The 18,969-nt window shown below is 70.5% G+C and carries 12 protein-coding genes and 3 pseudogenes; 8 read left to right on the top strand and 7 right to left on the bottom strand.

Annotated elements, in window-relative coordinates; genetic code table 11:
- Positions 1–414 precede the first annotated feature (414 nt).
- The 4 genes from FRCN3DRAFT_RS0233195 to FRCN3DRAFT_RS0233175 all read left to right on the top strand — a co-directional run bounded on the left by FRCN3DRAFT_RS0233195 (position 415) and on the right by FRCN3DRAFT_RS0233175 (position 10,646).
- Positions 415–5,031 carry an nSTAND1 domain-containing NTPase gene (locus tag FRCN3DRAFT_RS0233195; protein WP_232794229.1) on the top strand — a complete coding sequence of 1,539 codons (4,617 nt, stop codon included), beginning with the start codon at positions 415–417 and terminating at the stop codon, positions 5,029–5,031.
- A gap of 18 nt (positions 5,032–5,049) precedes the next feature.
- Positions 5,050–7,458, top strand: coding sequence for a serine/threonine-protein kinase (locus FRCN3DRAFT_RS0233190; protein WP_007507809.1), 2,409 nt, complete (start codon positions 5,050–5,052; stop codon positions 7,456–7,458).
- A 53-nt stretch (positions 7,459–7,511) separates the two neighbouring features.
- On the top strand, positions 7,512–7,808 hold the full coding sequence (locus tag FRCN3DRAFT_RS0233185) for a hypothetical protein (RefSeq protein WP_007507810.1): 297 nt from the start codon (positions 7,512–7,514) through the stop codon (positions 7,806–7,808).
- 276 nt (positions 7,809–8,084) lie between these two features.
- Positions 8,085–10,646, top strand: coding sequence for a sensor domain-containing protein (locus tag FRCN3DRAFT_RS0233175; protein ID WP_007507811.1), 2,562 nt, complete (start codon positions 8,085–8,087; stop codon positions 10,644–10,646).
- A gap of 194 nt (positions 10,647–10,840) precedes the next feature.
- Here the strand turns inward: FRCN3DRAFT_RS0233175 and FRCN3DRAFT_RS56740 are convergent.
- The 4 genes and pseudogenes from FRCN3DRAFT_RS56740 to FRCN3DRAFT_RS0233160 form a co-directional block, all read right to left on the bottom strand.
- Positions 10,841–10,903: pseudogene (locus tag FRCN3DRAFT_RS56740) on the bottom strand (integrase core domain-containing protein); the annotation flags it as partial.
- A gap of 43 nt (positions 10,904–10,946) precedes the next feature.
- On the bottom strand, positions 10,947–11,543 hold the full coding sequence (locus tag FRCN3DRAFT_RS0233170) for a dihydrofolate reductase family protein (protein ID WP_007507812.1): 597 nt from the start codon (positions 11,541–11,543) through the stop codon (positions 10,947–10,949).
- A gap of 84 nt (positions 11,544–11,627) precedes the next feature.
- A pseudogene (locus FRCN3DRAFT_RS0233165) lies at positions 11,628–11,870 on the bottom strand (dihydrofolate reductase family protein); the annotation flags it as partial.
- A 77-nt stretch (positions 11,871–11,947) separates the two neighbouring features.
- The gene (locus tag FRCN3DRAFT_RS0233160) at positions 11,948–12,151 is read right to left on the bottom strand and encodes a DUF7489 domain-containing protein (RefSeq protein ID WP_007507814.1); all 204 of its coding nucleotides are present in this window, start codon (positions 12,149–12,151) and stop codon (positions 11,948–11,950) included.
- 57 nt (positions 12,152–12,208) lie between these two features.
- On the opposite strand from FRCN3DRAFT_RS0233160, the pseudogene FRCN3DRAFT_RS57980 reads away from it, so the two are divergent.
- A pseudogene (locus FRCN3DRAFT_RS57980) lies at positions 12,209–12,406 on the top strand (TetR/AcrR family transcriptional regulator C-terminal domain-containing protein); the annotation flags it as partial.
- 168 nt (positions 12,407–12,574) lie between these two features.
- On the opposite strand, the gene FRCN3DRAFT_RS56735 reads toward FRCN3DRAFT_RS57980, so the two are convergent.
- The gene (locus tag FRCN3DRAFT_RS56735; protein WP_007507815.1) at positions 12,575–13,276 is read right to left on the bottom strand and encodes a hypothetical protein; all 702 of its coding nucleotides are present in this window, start codon (positions 13,274–13,276) and stop codon (positions 12,575–12,577) included.
- Between the two features lie 155 nt (positions 13,277–13,431).
- Between FRCN3DRAFT_RS56735 and FRCN3DRAFT_RS47380 the strand changes: the two genes are divergently transcribed.
- Together FRCN3DRAFT_RS47380 and FRCN3DRAFT_RS0233145 are read left to right on the top strand one after the other, a co-directional pair.
- The gene (locus FRCN3DRAFT_RS47380) at positions 13,432–14,601 is read left to right on the top strand and encodes a sensor histidine kinase (RefSeq protein WP_007507816.1); all 1,170 of its coding nucleotides are present in this window, start codon (positions 13,432–13,434) and stop codon (positions 14,599–14,601) included.
- A gap of 8 nt (positions 14,602–14,609) precedes the next feature.
- A complete protein-coding gene (locus FRCN3DRAFT_RS0233145; RefSeq protein WP_232794336.1) occupies positions 14,610–15,263 on the top strand; it encodes a response regulator transcription factor in 654 nt (217 codons plus the stop codon).
- Positions 15,264–15,799: 536 nt separating this feature from the next.
- On the opposite strand, the gene FRCN3DRAFT_RS0233140 is transcribed toward FRCN3DRAFT_RS0233145, so the two are convergent.
- Together FRCN3DRAFT_RS0233140 and FRCN3DRAFT_RS0233135 are read right to left on the bottom strand one after the other, a co-directional pair.
- Entirely contained in the window at positions 15,800–16,003 is a 204-nt protein-coding gene (locus FRCN3DRAFT_RS0233140) for a cold-shock protein (RefSeq protein ID WP_007507818.1), read from the bottom strand.
- A gap of 807 nt (positions 16,004–16,810) precedes the next feature.
- Complete coding sequence (locus tag FRCN3DRAFT_RS0233135; RefSeq protein WP_051467358.1) at positions 16,811–17,521, bottom strand: IS6 family transposase; 711 nt, start codon at positions 17,519–17,521, stop codon at positions 16,811–16,813.
- Between the two features lie 339 nt (positions 17,522–17,860).
- On the opposite strand from FRCN3DRAFT_RS0233135, the gene FRCN3DRAFT_RS0233130 reads away from it, so the two are divergent.
- Positions 17,861–18,958, top strand: a complete 1,098-nt coding sequence (locus FRCN3DRAFT_RS0233130; RefSeq protein ID WP_007507821.1) for a hypothetical protein — start codon at positions 17,861–17,863, stop codon at positions 18,956–18,958.
- The last annotated feature ends 11 nt before the right edge of the window (positions 18,959–18,969 follow it).

Genomic DNA, 18,969 nt, shown 5'->3' with positions numbered 1-18,969 from the left:
CCGGTGCGCCTCCGTGGGAGGGGGAGTATACGGCCGCGCGATCCGGCGCTGGGATTCCGGCGGTGTCGCCCGGCGGACAGGTCGGCGGTACCGTCGCGCGTCGGCCGCTGAAAAGCGCCCGCACCCGTGCGTTCAGATTCCGCACGGTGCCGGTGCGCTGTCAGCTACGCGACTTTCTCCTCGCGTCTTTACCGCTTCTTTGAAACTGACAACAATTCCGGGTCTGGACCGGCTTCACCGCACCAGGTCATCGGCGGTTTATTGTGCGCCCACACAGTAGGATCTGCATGCAGCGCGGTCGGCTCCAGGTTTGTGGCGTTGATGTTCGCCGCGATATAACAGGGATGCACAGGTCCGAGGGTGGGAATGTCAGATCAACTCGCGTCGGCAGGCTTGCCGGCAGATTCCTTCGGCTTGATCATCTGCCCGGATGGTGGGGTCGGCAACGGGGGCGCGGCGGTCGCGCGGCGCGGCGCGGATGCTTTGCGTCGGTATCTGACCGGCCCCGGCGGCCTGGTCGATAGCCGGGTGGAGATCCTCGACGGGCCGCGTGCCGCAGTCGACGTCGCGCTGGCGCTGACCCGCGCCGGTACTGTCCCCACGGAGCTGCTGCTGGTCTGCTGGCTGGGTCTGCTCGGCGCCTCGGGTGGGGAGCCGCTGCTGGTCGGTGACCCGACTGCGGGCGGCCAGGCGGGCGCGCTGCGTTTCAGCCAGTTGCTCGCGCTCGTCGCGGCGTCCCCGGCCCGGCATCGGGTCGTGTTCGTCGACGGCTGGCGCGCGAACGGCGCCGGCCACGATGTCGCGGACGCGCTCCTCACAGCGGCTGCCCGTCAGGACGGCGGGCTGGAGCTCCTGGTCGCGGTGAGTGAGGCGGAGCCGGTGTTCGCCGCGGGCCCCCTCCCACCCGCGGTCGCCGGCCTGGGCCGACTGCTGGCGAGCGGCGACCCGAACGGCCCCGAATCGCTTACGGTCGGCGGCGTTCTGGCGGCGACCCAGACCTTGCTCGACCCGACCGACGGGGTGCGCGCGGCATACCTGGCAGGCAGTGCGGCGGACACGCCGATCGCGCGCAACATCGCGAGGCTGACCCCGACCGACCCGGCCAGGGCCGAGCCGACGGTGGTGCTGCCCGACCGCGGGGCCAGCGGTCCGGTCCCGGCAGCCTCGGGTCTGGCCACGACCGGCGCCGGGGCGCGCTCCCCCTACCCGGGCCTGGCGTCGTTCGACGCCGACTCCCGGCAGTTCTTCTTCGGCCGGTCGGAGACCGTCGACGATGTGCTCGGCGCGCTTCGGTTCCGGCCGGTGGACGCCGGGCCGCTGGTGCTGGTCGGCGCCTCGGGGGCTGGGAAGTCTTCGGTGCTGCGGGCCGGCGTACTGCCGGCGCTGCGTCGGGGCGAGCTGCCCGGCCTGTCCGCGGATCATGTCCAGGTGGTACTCACTCCCGGATACCACCCGCTGGCAGTGCTGACTACCCGGGTGCTCGAGGAGATCTCGGCCCCTGGACTGAGCGGCGCGATCCTGCAGACCGTCCGCGACGAGCCGGCGCGCTTCGCCAGTCTCGTCGGCGAGTTGCTGGCCCACCGCGCGCTGCGCGGCCCGGCCATGACCTCGCTGGACCTCACGTCCACGCCGGTGGAGCCGACCATCGGCGGCGCGGCCGTGGTCCGGCGCCTTGTCGTGGCGGTCGACCAGTTCGAGGAGACGTTCACCCTCTGTGCCGATGAGGGGGAGCGGGCGGCGTTCATCGAGGCGCTGGTGTCGCTGGCGACGCCGGGGCCGGACGGCAGACCCGGGCCGGCCGTCGTGTTGATCACCGTGCGGGGTGATTTCTACCTGCCGTGTGTGGACCATCCGCTGCTCGCGCAGGCGCTGGCCCGGGGGCAGGTGGTCATCGGTCCGATGCGGCCCGAGGACATCCGGGAAGTGGTCGTCCGCCCGGCGGGCGCGGTTGGCCTGGCCGTCGAGCCGGCCCTGGTCGAGCTGGTCCTCGACGACCTCTTCGACGAGAGCATGGCCGGGTCCGGCTCCGGGTCGTTGCCGCTGCTCGCGCACGCGCTGCGGGCAACCTGGGAGCTCCGTGCCTCCGGGACGCTCACCGTCGACGCCTACCGGCGGGTGGGTCGGCTGGCCGGGGCGTTGACGAAGACCGCCGACGACTGGTTCACCGGATTGGACGCGGCGGCGCAGGAGAGCGCACGGGCGTTGCTGCTCGGGCTGGTGCGGGTGGGTGAGCTGGGGGAGACGACCCGGCGGCCACGGCAGCGGGCGGCGTTGCTGGCCGAGGTGCAGGCGCCGGGGGCGGCCGGGGTTCTCGACCAGTTGATCGGTGAGCTGCGGTTGGTGGAGGCCGACGAGGACCGGGTGCAGATCACCCATGAGGCGTTGCTGCGGGCGTGGCCGCGGTTGCGGGAGTGGCTGGAACTGGACCGGGCGGGGGCGTTGGTCCGGCAGCGGCTCGATGACGGCGGCCAGGACTGGGAGGACAACGGTCGTGACCCGGCGCTGCTGCTGCGCGGCCAGCGGCTCGCCGCGGCCCGGGAGTGGGCCGAGCCTGGCGGGCGCCGCCGGCCGCTGCCGAGCCCGGCGGCCGACTACTACGACGCCTCCGTCGCCCGCGAGCGGGCCGAAGCCGACCAGATGCGCCGGCGGACACGTCGGCTGCTGGCGCTGGTCGCCGCGCTCACCGCCGTCGCCCTCGTCGCCGCCGGCATGACCACCGTCGCGTTCGTCAGCCGCGCGGGGGCGACAGCCGCGAAGAACAGCGCGACAGCTGCGGAGAACAGGGCCTCGTCGGCCCACGTCGCCGACATCGCCGACAGCATCTCCGGCGACAACTCGGAGGTCGGCGCGCAGATGGCGCTCGTCGCGGAGCGCATCGCCGACACGCCGGAGGCGCGGACCGCGGTCCTCGGTGCCCAGACTCCGTCCCGGCTGTTGCACGCGCACCAGGGCTCGATCGGGACGGTCGCGTGGAACCCGGACGGCCGGACGGTAGCCAGCGGCTCCGACGACGGCGTCGTCAAGCTGTGGGACGTCACCGTCGGCACCTCGGCCGCGGCACGGCCGGTGGGCGCGCCGCTGCGCCAGGGCACCGCGACGCAGGCACATGCCGTCAAGGCGGTGACGTTCGACCGCAGCGGGCGCCTGATGGCCGTCGGTACCTCGAACGGCGAGGTGCGGATCTATGACGTGACGAACCGAGCGGCGCCCCGGGTTCGGGACACGCTGCTGCCGGCGCCGCTCGCCGCCGGCGGCGTGTTCGGACTGGCCTTCAGCCCGAAGGCCGACCTGCTCGCCGCCGGTGGCTACGGGAACGCGGTCGCGCTCTTCGACGTGTCGGTTCCCGGCGCGCCACGGATCGCCGGCGCGCTGGACGCCGGCGCCTCGGTACGCGCCGTTGCCTTCAGCCCGGACGGCACCCTGCTGGCGACCGGCGGTGAGGACGGCCGTGCGCTGCTCTGGCACGTCACCAACCCGGCGGCACCGGGCCTGCCCCAGGTGCTCTACACCCCGCGGGAAGACCTCGCGCAGACCACGCAGATCCGGGCGCTCGCGTTCAGCCCGGCCGGCGACGAACTCGTGGTCGAGACCATCTACGACGCGCTCATCCGGTACGCCGTCAAGAACGGCACGGCGACCCGCATCGGACGGCAGACGACGCTGGACTCCCAGCTGACCGCGGTCACCTACCTCTCGCCGCACGTGCTCGCCGTCGCGTCCGCCGCCAACGAGGTCGCCACCCTCCCGATCGGCGTCCAGACGGCCGGCGACAACACGGACGACGCGTCCAGCACGCTCGAGGAGATAGGCCTGCGGGCCACGCCCTGGTCGCTCGCGGTCGATCCAACCGACCGGTCCTGGATCGTCGTCAGCGGCTCCGACGGGGCGCTGCGCTGGCTCCACTCGACGCCGTCGCCCACGTTCCGACGGACCACGCCCGTGGCGATTCTTCCCCGCTCCGCCAGCTCCACGATCACCATCACCGAACTGCGCGATCTGTTCGTCCACGACGACGTGATCAAGGCTGGCCTCCCGCCGGACCAGCGGTTGCGGGCAGCCGTGACGCTCGATCTTCCTGACGAGCCGTACGCCGTCGCGGGCGCCAGCCTCTCGCTCTCTGGGGGGATCCTCGCCGTCAACACCAGCGACAAGATCAGTATCTGGGACGTGTCCGACCGGGCGATCGCCGGCTGGCCGCGCTATGACCCGACCAAGCCGCCACCGACGATCGCCCCCCTGGCTGTCCTGCCGCGGGAGGTGGACCAGACGGTCAGCGTCGCCGTCAACGCCGACGGGCGCCGCCTGGCGATCGGCGACTTCGGCGGGGTGGAACTGTGGGACATCACGAATCCCCGGGCTCCGACGATGCTGGGCACGCAGCCCAATGCCTTCAAACCAACCGGGGCGGCGCAGGTGGCCTTCAGCCCGGACGGGACGCGGCTCGCGGCGACCAGCAACGACCAGACCCTCAAGGTGTGGCCGGTGGCCGGGAATCTCACCGGCGGCCCCGAGGGCACGCTCAACCTCGGCGACGAGCTCGTCTCGCCGCCGGTGTTCCGCCCCGATGGCCACATCGTCGCGCTGGGCGGTGAGGACGGCCAGATCCGGCTGGTCGACGTGTCCGACCCGGCCAGGCCGCGGGTCGTCGGCACCACCACCAGGCAGGCTTCGGGGGCCAACGTGCTCGCCTTCAGCGCGGACGGGCGGCGCCTCGTCGCCGGCGGTTCGCTGCAGACCCGGATCTGGGACGTGTCCCAGCCACGCAGCCCCCAATGGTTCCTGTCGTTCCCCACGCTGGCCGGGGTCATCCTCACGGGCGCGTTCCAGGGCGCGGGCGACTACCTCATGGCCGCCTTCGCCTTCCCCGGAGTTGATCCCTACACGGTGCTCGTCGATCTCAACATCGAACGCAACGTTGAGCGCCTGTGCGCCAACATCGGCGACCCCGTCACCGAGCAGGAATGGGAAACCTACCTGGACGACGTTCCCTACCGCGCGCCGTGCGGCCGGGCGCCGGCGTCCACCAGCTAGCCGACAGCCGAGGTCGCGGTGGCGTTCGAACGCGAGGAAGCGCTCCTCCACGGGGTCTACGAGATCACCGAGGTGCTCGGGAGCGGCGGCTTCGGCATCGTCCTCGGCGGTCGTCACCGCGACATCGACCAGCGCGTCGCCATCAAGCGGATCGACACCGCCCGCCCCGGCCTGACCCCGGCAGCCCGGGCCGACCTGGCCGCCCGGCTGCGCGCGGAAGCCCGGATGCTGACCAGCCTGCGCCACCCGCACCTGGTCGAGGTCTACAACTACGAGACCGACGGCGAGCTGCACCTGCTCGTCATGGAGCGGCTCGACGGCACCCTGGGCCGCTACTTCGGCCAGGCCAGCAGCCGGTCGATCCTCGACGCCTGCGCCGCAGGGGTGGCGATCGGCGCCGCACTCGGGGCCGCGCACGCCCGGCGCATCGTGCACCGCGACATCAAACCGCAGAACGTGCTGGTCGCCGCCGACGGCACGGTCAAGGTCGCCGACTTCGGCGTCGCCAAGATCCTCGGCGACGAGCTCAGCCCTGCCACCAACATCGCAACCCCGGTCTACGCCCCGCCGGAACAGCTCGACGGCTCGCCGATCACCCCCGCGGCCGACGTCTACGCCCTGGGGATCACCCTCTACGAGATTCTCACCGGGGCGCCGCCGTTCCGCGGCGCCCTCGAACAGCTGCATCACGCCCACCGCGAGCTCGCGCCCCCGCCGCTCACCGGCCGGGTGCCGGACCCGATCGCCGAGGTCGTCCTGCGCGCGCTGCACAAGGATCCGGCCGGGCGTTACCAGACTGGCCGCGAGTTCGCGGTCGCGCTCTTCGCCGCGGCCGCCCACCTTTACGGCCCCGACTGGGTGGCTCGCTGCGCCGTGCCGGTCTACATCGACGAACAGCTGCGCGGCCGCCAGCTGGGGCCGCCCGCCGGCGACCGGCCCCCGGCCGACTCCTCGACAGCCGTTCCTGCTCCAGCACCGCCGCCGACAGCCGTCGCCCTTCCGGCGCTCGCGCCGGACGGGACCGCGACCGCGCCATGGACCGTCGTGGCCGACGCCGGCACCGTGATCAGCTCGCCGCCCGACCGGCCGCCACCCGCCGCGCCGGCCGGCCGCCGTTTCCGCGGCCGGGCCGCCAAGGCGCCTGCCCCTGCCCCGTCGACCCCGCTCCTTCCCTCGGCGCAGTCCGCTCCGGCAGTCCCCACGGCCCCCACGGCCCGGGCACCCGCCGCCGTCCCGGTGCCGCCGCCCCACGCTCCGGTCGCGACGCGGCCGCCCGCCGCCCGGTTCGTGGCGCTGCTGCCCGACGGCCGGCACCTCGGGCTGGATGGGACGACGACTGGTCCTACCAGCGTGTCGCGGATTCCCGGCCGGCGACGCGCCGAGCCGACCCCGGTCGCCGTGCCCGGCGCGCACGGAATCGCCGTCGGGCCGGACGGCACGGTCTACGTCAGCGTGCCCACCCGTCACCTCGTCCTGCGCGTCGATCCCGACGGCCCCGCGGTGCCCGTCCTCGGCACCGGCGAGGCCGGGTACTCCGGCGAGGTGGGGTCCGGGCGGCACTCCCGGGTCGACACCCCGTACGGCCTCGGGTGCGGTCCCGACGGTGCGCTCTATGTCGCGGACAGCGGCAATGGCTTGATCCGCCGAGTGGATGCGGCAGCCGATCTTGTCGAGACGGTCGCCGGAGCCAGCAGTGGGCAGCTCACCGCCGGTCGCCACCACTCCGGGCCGGTCCGCGCCGAGCCTGCCGGCTGGACCGAGCTCAGTCCCGCCGAGCTCGTGCTGCGCGGACCCCGCGCCGTCGCGCTCGATCCCGAGGGCCGTCTGCTGGTCGCCGACACCGGCAACCACCGCGTCCTGCGGCTCACCCTCGCCCAGCCGACCGACCCCGGCCGCCCGGGCGCGAGCGAGGCCCGGCGCCTGGCCGGCACCGGGCAGCCGGGGGACGCCGGTGACGGCGGCGCGGCCGTCCGCGCCCGGCTACTGCGACCGGCCGGCGTGGCCGCGCTGCGCGACGGGCGAGTCCTCGTCGCCGACACAGGCAACGGCCGCGTGCGAGCCGTCGCGCCATCTGGGCAGATCACCCCGCTGGCGGGCGGCCGATACCAGCCCGCGGCCAGCCCGAGCTCCGCCGCGTCGCGGCTGCGGGCGCCCACGTCACTCGTCGTCCTGCCCGACGGCCTGGTGCTCGTCGCGGACCCCATGACCGGCCGGGTCGTGACCCTGCCACTCCACGCCGGGCCGGGCGGCGGCGTCACGACCCCGCCGGCCGCGGTCGACCGCGGCCGGGCGGCGTTGGCCGCCCCGGCCGCGCTGGCCGTCTGGCCGACCGGCGGCACGGTTCTCGCCACCGGGATCGCCGCCGGTCATATCACCACCCTGCTCCCCGACGGCCGGACCGGCCTTCTCGCCGTCCTCCCGCGCTGACCCTATGGGGTTCCAGAACTCGGCCACCTGCCTTGAGCTGGGAGTCTGCCCTCGTGGTCGACGCGGCACGGCATCATGCCGAAGAGATCGTGGCAATCGCCCGGCACACTGCCGAACTCGAAGTTCGCAACGCCGAGTTCCAAGCTGCGGAGATCCTCAGCGCCGCCCGGGAAACCCGGCAGGAAGCCGAACAACTGCGCGTCGACGCCGAGACGTTCGCCGACGCCGCGCTCGCCCGTGCAGCACAGATCGTGTCCGAAGCGCGCGAAGATGAAGCCCGTATTGTTGCCGACCAGCGCGCCGAGTCCAAGGCGCTGGCGGGCACTGTTGCATTGAGCCAAGTCGAGTGATCTCGGCCGTAAATCTTTCGGTCTTGAGGCCTTGAGGAGAGTCGGCGGGGCCCCGGAGAGCAGCCGGTCGAGCCACTGGGCGACTTGATCGCAAGAAGATCTACGGTCAAGACCGGCTGCCTTGGCTCAATGCAACAGTGCCCCTGCCCGCTCGGTCTGCTGGCTATCAGGTTGGTGAGCGAGGTGTCGGGTACGAGTGATGGGCGAACGGCGGCGACGTGGCCGACGGTGCCCGGCCGCGTCCCCGCGCTGATGGTCATGGGGGTGTAGCGAGCGGTGTCGGAGAGCGAACCTCGCGGCGGGCTGGGTTTCTCCGACTTGTTCGACCTTCTCCGGATGGGTCTGACCCTGACTAGTATCGACGATGGCAGGGTGCGACGGGTCAACGAGTTCGCCTGCCAGTTGTTGGGCCGAGATGCCCGCGAAGTCGTTGGCAGGAATTGGCACGAACTCGTCGACCCGATGCAAGTCGAAGAACTGCGTGCTATCGACCCAGGGGATGTTCTGGCCGGACGCCTCGACTGGCGGCAGCGCACGGTCCGTTTCGTCCGGCCCGACGGCCAGATCACCCATGTCCTAGCCTTCGGGAGCAAGGTAACCATCGACGGCGACCGCTGCTTTCTCAGCCAGATTCAGGACATAACGGAGCTTGTCTCGACGCATCGTCAGCTTCAGCTTGTTTTGGACAACACGCCGGTCTCGGTCTTCCTTCTCGACCACGACGGGCGGGTGCTCACCAGCGGCGGCGCTGCCCACCAGTTGCCTGCAGCAAGGCTTAGACAGGTGACCGGCTCCAGCGTCTTCACCGCGTTCCGTGACCATCCGGCTGTGCTGGCAATGGTGCGTCGGTCGCTGCGGGGCGAGCGTGTCCATGAGGTCCTGGCGGCGGGTGGACACTGGTATGACGTCCATCTTGTTCCGCTGCCCGGTGCCGCGGCGCAGCGTCCGTCGGTCGCGGGCGTCGCCAGCGACGTCACCGAGCACGAACGCGCGAGCGCGGAACTACGAGTCCGTACCAGTCGCCAGACGGCACTCGCGGATCTTGCGCAGCAGGCTTTGGAAGTCGCCGATGAGGACGTGCTGTGGGATCGGGGAACCCGGACCCTCACCGAGCAGATCAGTGCCGAGGTGATGATCGTGCGCGGTCGGCCCGCGCCGGATCGGCACCCCGGCGCATGGGCTGCTTCGGACGATTCCGCAGGCGTGGGCGTCGGCACCGACCCATCGGCCCCATACAGCCCGACGATCCCAGCCCACCTGAACTACGACGTCGGACTGCAGGGTCAGGTCCTCTCAGATAGCGGCGCCACGATGCCGGCGACAGAGCGTTCCTGCACCGTCATGCGGGTGCCGGTAGGACCCGCAGACGAGCCGGTTGCGACGATCTGCCTCCGTGGAGCCGGGCGTCGACGGACCTCTGATGACGCCGCCTTCATCCGCTCCGTGTCCGCGATCCTCGGATCGGCGGTACTGCGGATCCGCATGGAGCAGGACGCACAGTTCCGCTCCCTGCACGACCCCCTGACCGGACTGCCCAACCGGGCGGCGCTGCTCGACGCACTACGACGCAGCCTGAGCCGGACCGGGCGAAACCAGACCCGGACCGGCGTCCTGTTCGTCGATCTCGACGGCTTCAAAGCGGTCAACGACACACTCGGGCATCAGGCCGGCGACAAGCTACTCACGACCGTCGCCACCCGGCTCCGCCGCGCGGTGCGGCCCGGGGATGTCGCCGGCCGGCTCGCGGGCGACGAATTCGCCGTCTTGTGCGAGGGCGTCGGCAGCCTGGATGACCTGCAATCCATCGGGGAGCGGGTCATCCAGGCTCTCGAGCCCACCGTCGAACTGCGCCGGCCGGTCAACGTGAGCGCGAGCGTCGGCGCCGCGCTGTCCGGCCCCGGCCTCACCGACGCCGAAAGGCTGATCACTGCCGCCGACGTGGCGATGTACGAAGCCAAGCGGCAAGGCGGCGGATGCCTCGTCCGTTACGACGAACCAGTCCGCGCTGTACACGCCGCCCGACTGCGCAACGTCACCGCCTTACAACATGCGCTGTGCGAGCGGCGACTTGTCCTGCGGTTCCTGCCGATCGCCCGCCAGGTCGGCCCGATCGTCGCGGTGGAGGCGATCCCCTGCTGGCCTCATCCAGCCCGGCGTGCGCTGGCACCCGAAGACATCGAACCGATCGCAGTCGACGCAGGACTCTCCAGCGACCTCGACCTCTGGCTCGTTGACAGCGCGATCCGCTATGCGCACGACGCCGCGGGTGCGCAGACGCCGATGACCGCGTCGACCCTCACGATCAGAGGCGACAAACAGCAGGACGAGAGCCGCAAGACATCACCCAGGGAGATGTGGATTCGGCTCTCCGCCCGCAGCTTCGGCGACCCCGCTCTGCGCAAGAGAATCATCGCGCGAACCACCGGATCGGCGCCGGCCGCGGGACACGGCCTCACTCTCTGCATCGTGATCCCCGACAAGCTCAGGGCACAGGACCGCCGGGAGATCGACACCGCCATCGATCAACTCGCCGACGCCGGCGTCGCGGTCCGCCTCGACTTCACCGAGACCACACCGCTGCGAGCAATGGCCGCAGGCCAGCTGCCATCTGGGCTTCACGGCGTCAGCCTCAGCGAGCAGTACGTACACGGCGTAGATCACAGCGACGCCACCGCGGCGGTACTCGCCGGCGTCGTGTGCTTCGCACACCTACTGCACTTGGACGTAGCCGCACGAGGCGTCAACACGCCCTCCGAGCTGGACGCGATCCGAGCGCTGGACTGCGACCTCGCCCAAGGCGCCGCCGTAGGCCAAGCGCTCCCCATGCCTCCTTGGTAAACCACGCGCCTGTACTTGGCGTCGGCCGTCAGGCGGCTCGTTGATATTCGTGGAGGAGGCCGTCGAGGCGGTCGATGCGCCTGATCGGGCCGCCCGGATCGCCGGATGGGGTCCGCAGGTCGGGGGATGTCGAGGTCGAGGCCGCGGTGGGGTCGGGCGGTGTTGTAGTGCTCGACGTAGATCGACAGGACCTGTTGGGCGTGGCGCCGGTTCCAGATCAAGGCCCAGTCGAGGCGCTCGGCGCGGATGGTGCGCACCCAGCGTTCGGCGAAGGCGTTCGCGCGCGGATCCCGGCATGGCTCAACGCCGCCCCGTCGCCGATCGACTGTGCCGGGTCGGCTGATAGGTCAGCACCTGCGTGTGGCCGTCGAAGGTCCGGGCCTCGAGCAGCTCGAGGTCGAAGTCGTCCGCACCGTCGAAGATCCGGTCCACGCCGGTCGTCCCGGAGATCACTGGGAAGACCGTCACCTCGATGGTGTCGATCAGGCCGGCGTTCAGCAGCGCCCGGTTGAGCGTCAGGCTGCCGTGGGAGCGCAGCGGCACCTCGGATTCGGCCTTGAGGCGCGTGACCACCTCGACAGGATCGCCGGACTCGATGGTCGTGTCCGGCCACTCGAGCGGCTCGGTCAGCCGGCTGGAGAGCACCGTGACGGGGGAGTCGAACATGCGCGTGATCCACCCGTCGAACAGGCTGCGGTCGAAGCCCGCGTTAAGGAACGGCGCGTTCGACGAGTAGGTTTTGGCCCCGAGCACCATGCGCAGCGGGTCGCGGTAGGCAGCGGCGCGATGCGCGAGGAATTCGGGGCCCTGCTTGCCCCAGTAGCCGCCCCAGTCGCCGTTGTGGTTGGCGAAGCCGTCGAGCGTGGAGAAGATGTCGAAGGTGTACGTGGCAGTCATGGTGTCTCCTTGCGGGAAGTTGGTCGCGCCGCGCCTTGTGGCGGCCTCACCCCTGAACCGTCGTGCGCAGCCGGCTTGATTCAGTCATGGAGACTCCTGCTGGTTGCGGGCGTACCGAGAACCGACGACGCTGCCGTCGAAGACACGTGAATCGACGAGCACCATCTGAGCTCGAGCGGGCAGCTGCGGGTATAGCGGTCGGCCCGTCCCGAGCAGCACGGGGTGGATGAAGACCTGGTACTCGTCGATCAGTCCGGCTGCGCCGAGCGCGGCCACGGTCTGAGAGCCGCCGAAGACGTAGGTGTCGCCGTCGGCGGCGTCCGCGAGCTCGCGGACACGCGCCGGGCCGGCTGCTGGTCCTCACCACGTGGTGGCCAGGACACGGCGTGGTGACTCCGCCGGCGTCACACGGGACGCGGGTCCTGTCCCGTCTCCTTGACCATCCGGTCGCCGGCCTTGACCTGCTTCCAGATGGCACGGCTGACTCGGATCTTCTCCTCGTGTCCGCCGTCGTGCCGGATCGTCACTCGCCGGTACAGGTTCGATCCGTCCAACAGCGCACGGGACTTCTTCACCACCACCGCGCTCCACGCAGTCTCGTCGCTCATGGGTTCCTCCGAGTCGGGTTCCGTTGCAGCCGGAAAGGAAAGTAATCAGCGATAAGCATGGCTGGGCATACGGTCTCCGGCGAGAAGGACGCGCTTCTGGCCGAGGTGGCGGCGGAGGTCCTCGAGTGCTGGCACACCGACCGGATCCCGGCCGAGGGTGAGGAGTGGCGAGATTTCCTGGCCTGGAATGCCCGGAGCCTGCGCCGAGCGATACTTTCGGTCCGCGACGGCGCACGCCTCATCGCCACGGCGGGTCCCCGCGGCCCGGATGTGGACAACGCGATCGCCCAGACCGGCTTGCTCGAACGCGTTGGTTTCGTCTGGTTTCCCATATACGTCTTCTCTTTGTCGTGTCGGCGGTGTGATGTGTGCGCGTCGGCCGTCGAATGCCGTTGGGCTGTCGATGGCACCGGTCGGCCGCGATCAGCCGGCGGACATGGCGGTGTGCGCGCGGCCGCGAATGTCGGCAGGGGCGTGCCCTTGGCGCAGGATCGCGGCACCGATCGCACCGGTCCACAACATGTTCACGGCGCCGATGCTGGCGGTGCTTCCCCAGCCGTTGGCGGCGTAGAAGTTCGCCGGGTCCATGCCGAAGAACAGCGAGGGCACGAAGGCGAGGTTGACCACGGCAAGCAGGACCGACCCGTTGCGGATCCGACGCGGCAGGGAATGCGTGCGATGCACGGCGCCGGCCAGCGCGATCAAGAACGTGGCGACCAGCAGACGGGCGATCGGGCCGTGCAGCAGCGCCATCCCGTTGGCGAGGGGGCCGTCGATGGTGGGGTCCTTGGACCCGTCGGGGTACTCGAGCGCGACACCGGACTCGAGCGAGGCGGCGACCATGGTCATCACGGCGTACACGAGACCGGACGTACACGCGATCTCACCGGCGAGTCCGGCGCCACGGCCGAGCACCCGCCTCAGTCCGGTCGTGAAGACCAGGAAAAGCGTGAAGACCACGACTGTGATCAGGGCCCGGACCAACACGTTGCTCGCAGGGGGAGGCCCGGAGTACACGAAGTACAGCGGCACCATCACCAGCGACAGGGTGCACACCAGCAGGGCGCACGTGCCGGTGAGTTTCCGGTCCGCAGCGGCAAAGGCGAAGCGGTCAGTAGTGGTCATGGCTACGACCGTGCCAAGGACGGCAGCCCGGCCGCTGCGGCCAGGCGGCGCTTCCGGGTGTCCTTCGGTCGACACTTCGACGTCGGGGCGTCGACTTCGGTCGATGGTCGTCCACTACTCCGATCCCGTCCACCCGAGACTCATACATTGACCGGGTGAGCACAGCCCCGCGACGAGAGGCAGCGATCAACGCCGGGCTGGCCGTCGCGGCCCTGGCGGTCGGCCTGACCAGTGAGCAAAACGTCCTCTACGGCGGCACCGATCGCCCGGTCGCCCTGCGGGCGGCGGACGTGCTCCTGGGTGCGGGCTGCTTCGCCGGGATCTGGATCTGGCGGCGCCGCCGCCCGGTGGCGTTCGCCGCGGCGGCCATCGCGATCGGCGTCGTGTCCACGCTGGCCGGCGGGATCGGACTTATCTGTGCGTTCACCGTCGCGGAGCACCGGCACTGGCGTACCGCGGTCGCGGTCGGCGCCCTGGCCGTAATCAGCATCGTGCCCGCGCTGGCGCTGTACCCGGTTCCGCACGCCGTCCGCGCCTTCACCGTCGGCGCGCTGGCAACGTTCGCGGTCACCGGCTGGGGGATGTTCGTCCGGGCGCGCCGTCAGCTCCTGGACTCCATGCGCCGACAGGTGCGCGACGCCGAGTACCGGGCCATCGAACGCGCCGCGGCCGCCCGACGCGCGGAACGCGAACGGATCGCCCGCGAGATGCACGACGTCCTGGCGCATCGCCTCTCGCTCCTGGCCGTGCACGCCGGCGCCCTGGAGTACCACCGCGGCGCCTCGGCCGAGGAGGTCGTCACCATAGCGGCGATCATCCGCAGCAACAGCCACGAGGCGCTGAACGAACTGCGCCAGGTCATCAACCTCCTACGGGCGACCACACTCGCAGGACAGCTGCCCCAACCCACACTGGCCGACCTGCCAGCCCTGCTGGAGGAGTCCCGCAGCGCCGGGCTCGAGATCTCCTGCACGGTGTCGCCGCGAGTGCTCCAGCACGTCGAGCACAGCCCCACCTCGACCGGCGGCGCCCTCTACCGAGTCGTGCAGGAAGCCCTCACGAACGTTCGCAAACACGCCCCACAAGCGCGGGTCCGCATCGAGATGCACGACACCGACGACGGCATCGAGCTGTCGGTCCGCAACCACGCCTCCCCCGTCACCCCCACGGGCGCGGCGCCACCGGGCTCCGGGACCGGGCTCACCGGGCTCCGGGAACGCGTGAGCCTCAGCGGCGGCCGGATCGAGTACCAACCGGTCGCCGACGACGGCTACCAGGTCCGCGCCTGGCTGCCGTGCGCCACCACGGAACAGGGAACGACATGACCATCCGCGTGTTGATCGTCGACGACGACGCCTTGGTCCGCAGCGGACTGACCTTCATGCTCCGAGCCGCGCCAGGCATCGAGGTGCAGGGCGAAGCCGCCGACGGAGACGAGGTGGTGGCTGCCGTGGCTTCGCTACGTCCGGACGTCGTACTGATGGACCTTCGCATGTGCCGGGTCGGCGGCATCGCCGCGACGCGCGCATTGCACGCCATGCCGCAACCCCCGAAGGTGCTCGTGCTCACCACCTTCGACGCCGACGAGGAGGTATTCGCGGCGCTGGCAGCCGGAGCCGCCGGGTTCCTGCTTAAGGACACCCCACCGGCCGACATCGTCCACGCCATCGAGAGGGTCGCCAACGGCGACCCGATGCTCTCGCCGTCGGTCACCCGACGCCTGATGGACCTCGCCGGCGCCCGCGCCGGCACCAGCGCTCGGGACGCCGCCCGTGCCCGACTCTCCGCTCTCACCGAGCGAGAGTTCGAGGTCGCGCTCGCGCTCGGCAAAGGCCTGTCCAACGCGGAGGTCGCCCACATCGCCTACATGAGCACCGCCACCGTGAAGGCCTACGTGTCCCGACTGCTGGACAAGCTGCAAGCCGCCAACCGCGTGCAGGTCGCGTTGCTCGTTCAGCAGGCCGATTTCCCCGACGCCGAGCGATGACTTGCTCCCGAGGGCACCTGAGTGGTTTACCGGCCCGCACCTCGGCGAAGGCGACAGCGAGCACCGGCGGGCGGCCGCGATTGCAGCGCCCCCACCTCCGCGAGCGCGGCGAGCGCCAGCCGAACGCGCCGGCGCACGCCTGTAGGGCGCCAGAACCCGATTCGGGGGCTTGGCCTGCGGTTTTGCAGCTCGGTCAGGCGGCGCGGTGGTACTCGTTGATGACGCCTCCGAGGATCTTGCGGTGGTGGATCGAACCGCCCGGTGGGGTGACGGTGGCGGGGTCGTGGGTTGGGGGCTGCCCGGGGGATCGCGCCCCCGGGTCACCCGACCAAGCTCGGCGCCCCTGACCGTCCACCTGCACCCCACACCCATAGGGTTCATCGTCCGCGACGCGGCAAAACCGACAGCACGGACGCAGGGACAGCTGTGCGGGTCGGATACCAACCCGCACAGCTGTTCAGGTTTTTACGATAAGATCAACGCCGAGGCGCTCGAGGCGCTCGAGGCGCTCGAGGCGCAGACGTCAGAGGTGTGCGTCAGACCGGGCGGACGTGCTCCGCCTGGGGGCCCTTTTGGCCCTGCGTGACGTCAAACTCCACCCGCTGGTTCTCGTCCAGGCTGCGGAAACCCGCGCTGTCGATCGCCGAGTAGTGAACGAAAACGTCCGGACCGCCGCCGTCCTGCGCGATGAAACCGAAGCCTTTTTCGCCGTTGAACCACTTAACGGTGCCCTGAGCCATGTGCTTCTCCTTCGTGGGAGTTGAACCGGGACCGCCTGGCGCGGGCCGGGGTGCTGCGGTGCGATCGCTCCCACTGCCGAACTGGCCGGAACACGACAAACGCCCGCTGCCAGAATCCGCGGGCGTCGGTACGTTCGAGGAACCTTAACTGCAACGGAGCCAACCCTATCACTAGTCGCGTCGACTCGCCGTCTGTGGTCGGGAGGCGGATTGGTGGGCACCCCGTCGTCGCGGCTGGGCTTCGATCAGCCCCGCACGGTCGCATTGGCTGGGGGGCAAGGCTGGCAGGCCAGTCGGGCATGATCGTGTCATCGGTGGGCAGGGCAAGCCGGCGCGGCTCCGAGGGGTGCAAGTATGCGATTTCTCTGGTCAGTGCCCGAGCCGCGGCTTGTTGATATTCGTGGAGGAGGCTGGCGAGGTGGGTGATGCGTCTGATCGAGCTGCCAGGCGATGTCGCGTAGGGGAGGGCGCAGACCGCGTGTGGTCGGCTGCCGCTGTTCCTGATGTGCGCACGCGGCGGATGGGGCAGCCCCGCGCTGGCCATGATCGTTGTGGGCGTGAGGTGGGCGTGGACGCCCCGACACCGACCGGCACGGATCGAGGGCCGATATCGGAAAGCTCCGACAAGGAATTCGAGAACCGTGGCGGTACAAACATTTTCCGTCATCATTCGGCATGTTCTGGCATTTAATAGGGCTGTCTCTTAATAGGCGGGTCGTCCGGTAGGCCGGCAGCCATGGACGTGAGCCAAGCGGGACTGTTGCATCGTGAGGAGTCGGGCATGCCGAGCCGCTACTGGCCTGGTGATCAGATGGCGTGGGAGAGCTCGGTGAACGCTGCGGCAAGTCGGCGCCGGGGTTCGACGTCGGTTCCGAGTTCGTAGTGGCCGCGGCCGATGTTCTGGACGAGCGCGTGCCCTGTGCTGATCGTCTGGGCGGACCGTAGGCGTTTCAGCCCGCGCATCGGTCGCAGCCGGGCTTTGAGTCTGCTGTGGTCGGACTCGATGCGGTTGTTCTCCCACCGGGCATCGACGTGACAGGCCGCGGGCAGCAGCTCATCGAGGACTCGCGGGTAGACCGGTGCCCTATCGGTGGTGACCTCGACCGGTCGACGGCCGTGGGCCAATGCCTGGTGGAAGAACCGACGGGCCGCGACCTGGTCGCGTCGTTCGCTGGCGAGTGCGTCGATGACCTGGCCGTGCTGGTCAACGGCACGGTACAGGTACCGCCACCGACCGGCGATCTTGATGTAGGTCTCGTCGACATGCCATCTGTCGCCTGGGCCGTGGCGGCGCGGCCGGGCCGCCACGACCAGTAGCGGCGTGAACCGTTGCACCCACCGGAAGATCGTGACGTGATCAACGTCGAGGCCACGTTGGGCCAGTAGCTCCTCGACGTCCCTATACGACAACGCAAGTCGCAAGTACCAGCGAACCGCCAGCGTGATGACCTCCGGCGGGAACCGGAACCCGACGAACTCCGACGCCGGGACCGGTGGGCGCACGACATCTCGAGCCACTACACGATCATGCCGGCTCGCGGCGCAGACCAGCTCGATGGCCAGCTGCAACAGTCCCGCGCCTGCGCTGCCGGAATCGATTCGGTCTAAAACGGTCATCGGGTCACGCGGAGCTCAAAATCGCAGGTCACGGGCATGGCGGCGCAACCGACCATGGCCGTTCGGCGTTCCACTAGTGGTACGGGTGCGGCATGGACTTTTCGGGCGGCGATGGAGCGCTATGACGGCCTGGGTGGCACGACACCTCGCCGCGGTCGCCGGCGGTGCGCGCAACGCCGGCAATACCGGTCGCCGTGATGGCCCGGACGTGGCTTCTCGGGCTGCGGGAGTAATTCACCGATGATTGCCGAGGTATTTGCCAGCGTGTTGGCCGCCGCGTTCATTGTCGGCGCGACGCTCTGGCTCGCCGGCCGTCGCTACCGGCTCGAGCCCGCCGCCCGGGCGGGGCGACGCGCGCTGCTGACCGCCGGAGTCGGCGCGATGGCCTTCTTCGCGATCCGCTGGGCGGTGGGCCAGTCGCCCGGGGACGGGGCGGAGGCGTCCGGCGGTCCTACAGCCGAATCGTCCCCGGACGTGGACGCCACCGCGGCGACCACCCCATCGACCACCTCAACGCCGCAGGCGAGCGAGTCGGCTGCGACGGAGGTCAGCACGAGCGCCCGCGGCGCCGGATACTGGCTCGTCACCGCCGGCGGTGCGGTGATGTCGTGCGGGGCCGCGCCCCACTTGGGTTCGTCGGCGGACAGCGGTGCCGAGATCGTCGCGCTGGTGCCGACAGCGACGGCCGAAGGCTACTGGCTTGTCACCCGTGGCGGCGAACTCCTGCCGTTCGGGGATGCTCTGCGCCTGTCGGGCCCGGTAGCCCGTCGTCCCGTCATAGCGGCCGGCATCGTTGGGCTTGCCGAGGACGACGACCGCCCGCCCGGGATGTGGTTGCTCACCGATGACGGTGACGTGCTCGGCCGCGGGAGCGCCCCCGTGTTCGGAACGCTCGCCGCGGTCCGGCACACAGGCCCGGCGGCGGGAATCGTGTCGACCATGTCGGGCCGGGGGTACTGGATCGCGGACACCCAGGGCAGCGCGCACGCATTCGGCGACGCGACGCAGTACGAGACCGTGACAGGTCGGCTGAACGAGGACGTCACCGGAATCGCCGCCGTGGACAGCCGGTCGGGGTACTGGCTCGTCGCCGGCGACGGTGGCGTCTTCTCGTATCCAACGAACACCACCGACCCGGCCGCAGTGAAGTTCTACGGCTCGCTCGGCGAGCATCCTCCCGTCGCCAAGGTGGTCGGGCTCGCGCCGACCGCATTCGGCGACGGCTACTGGCTGGCCGACGAAACCGGTGCCGTGTATCCCTTCGGAGCCGCACCGCGGATCGCGGCGGACACGCCGACAGGGCTTACCGATGTCGTCGGCATCGTCACGTTCGGGTAGTAGTGATCTGG

The organism is Pseudofrankia saprophytica (assembly GCF_000235425.2).
GTDB lineage: Bacteria > Actinomycetota > Actinomycetes > Frankiales > Frankiaceae > Pseudofrankia > Pseudofrankia saprophytica.
The sequence above is the reverse complement of the archived record's forward strand: the minus strand, read 5'-3'. Positions and strand labels throughout refer to the sequence as shown.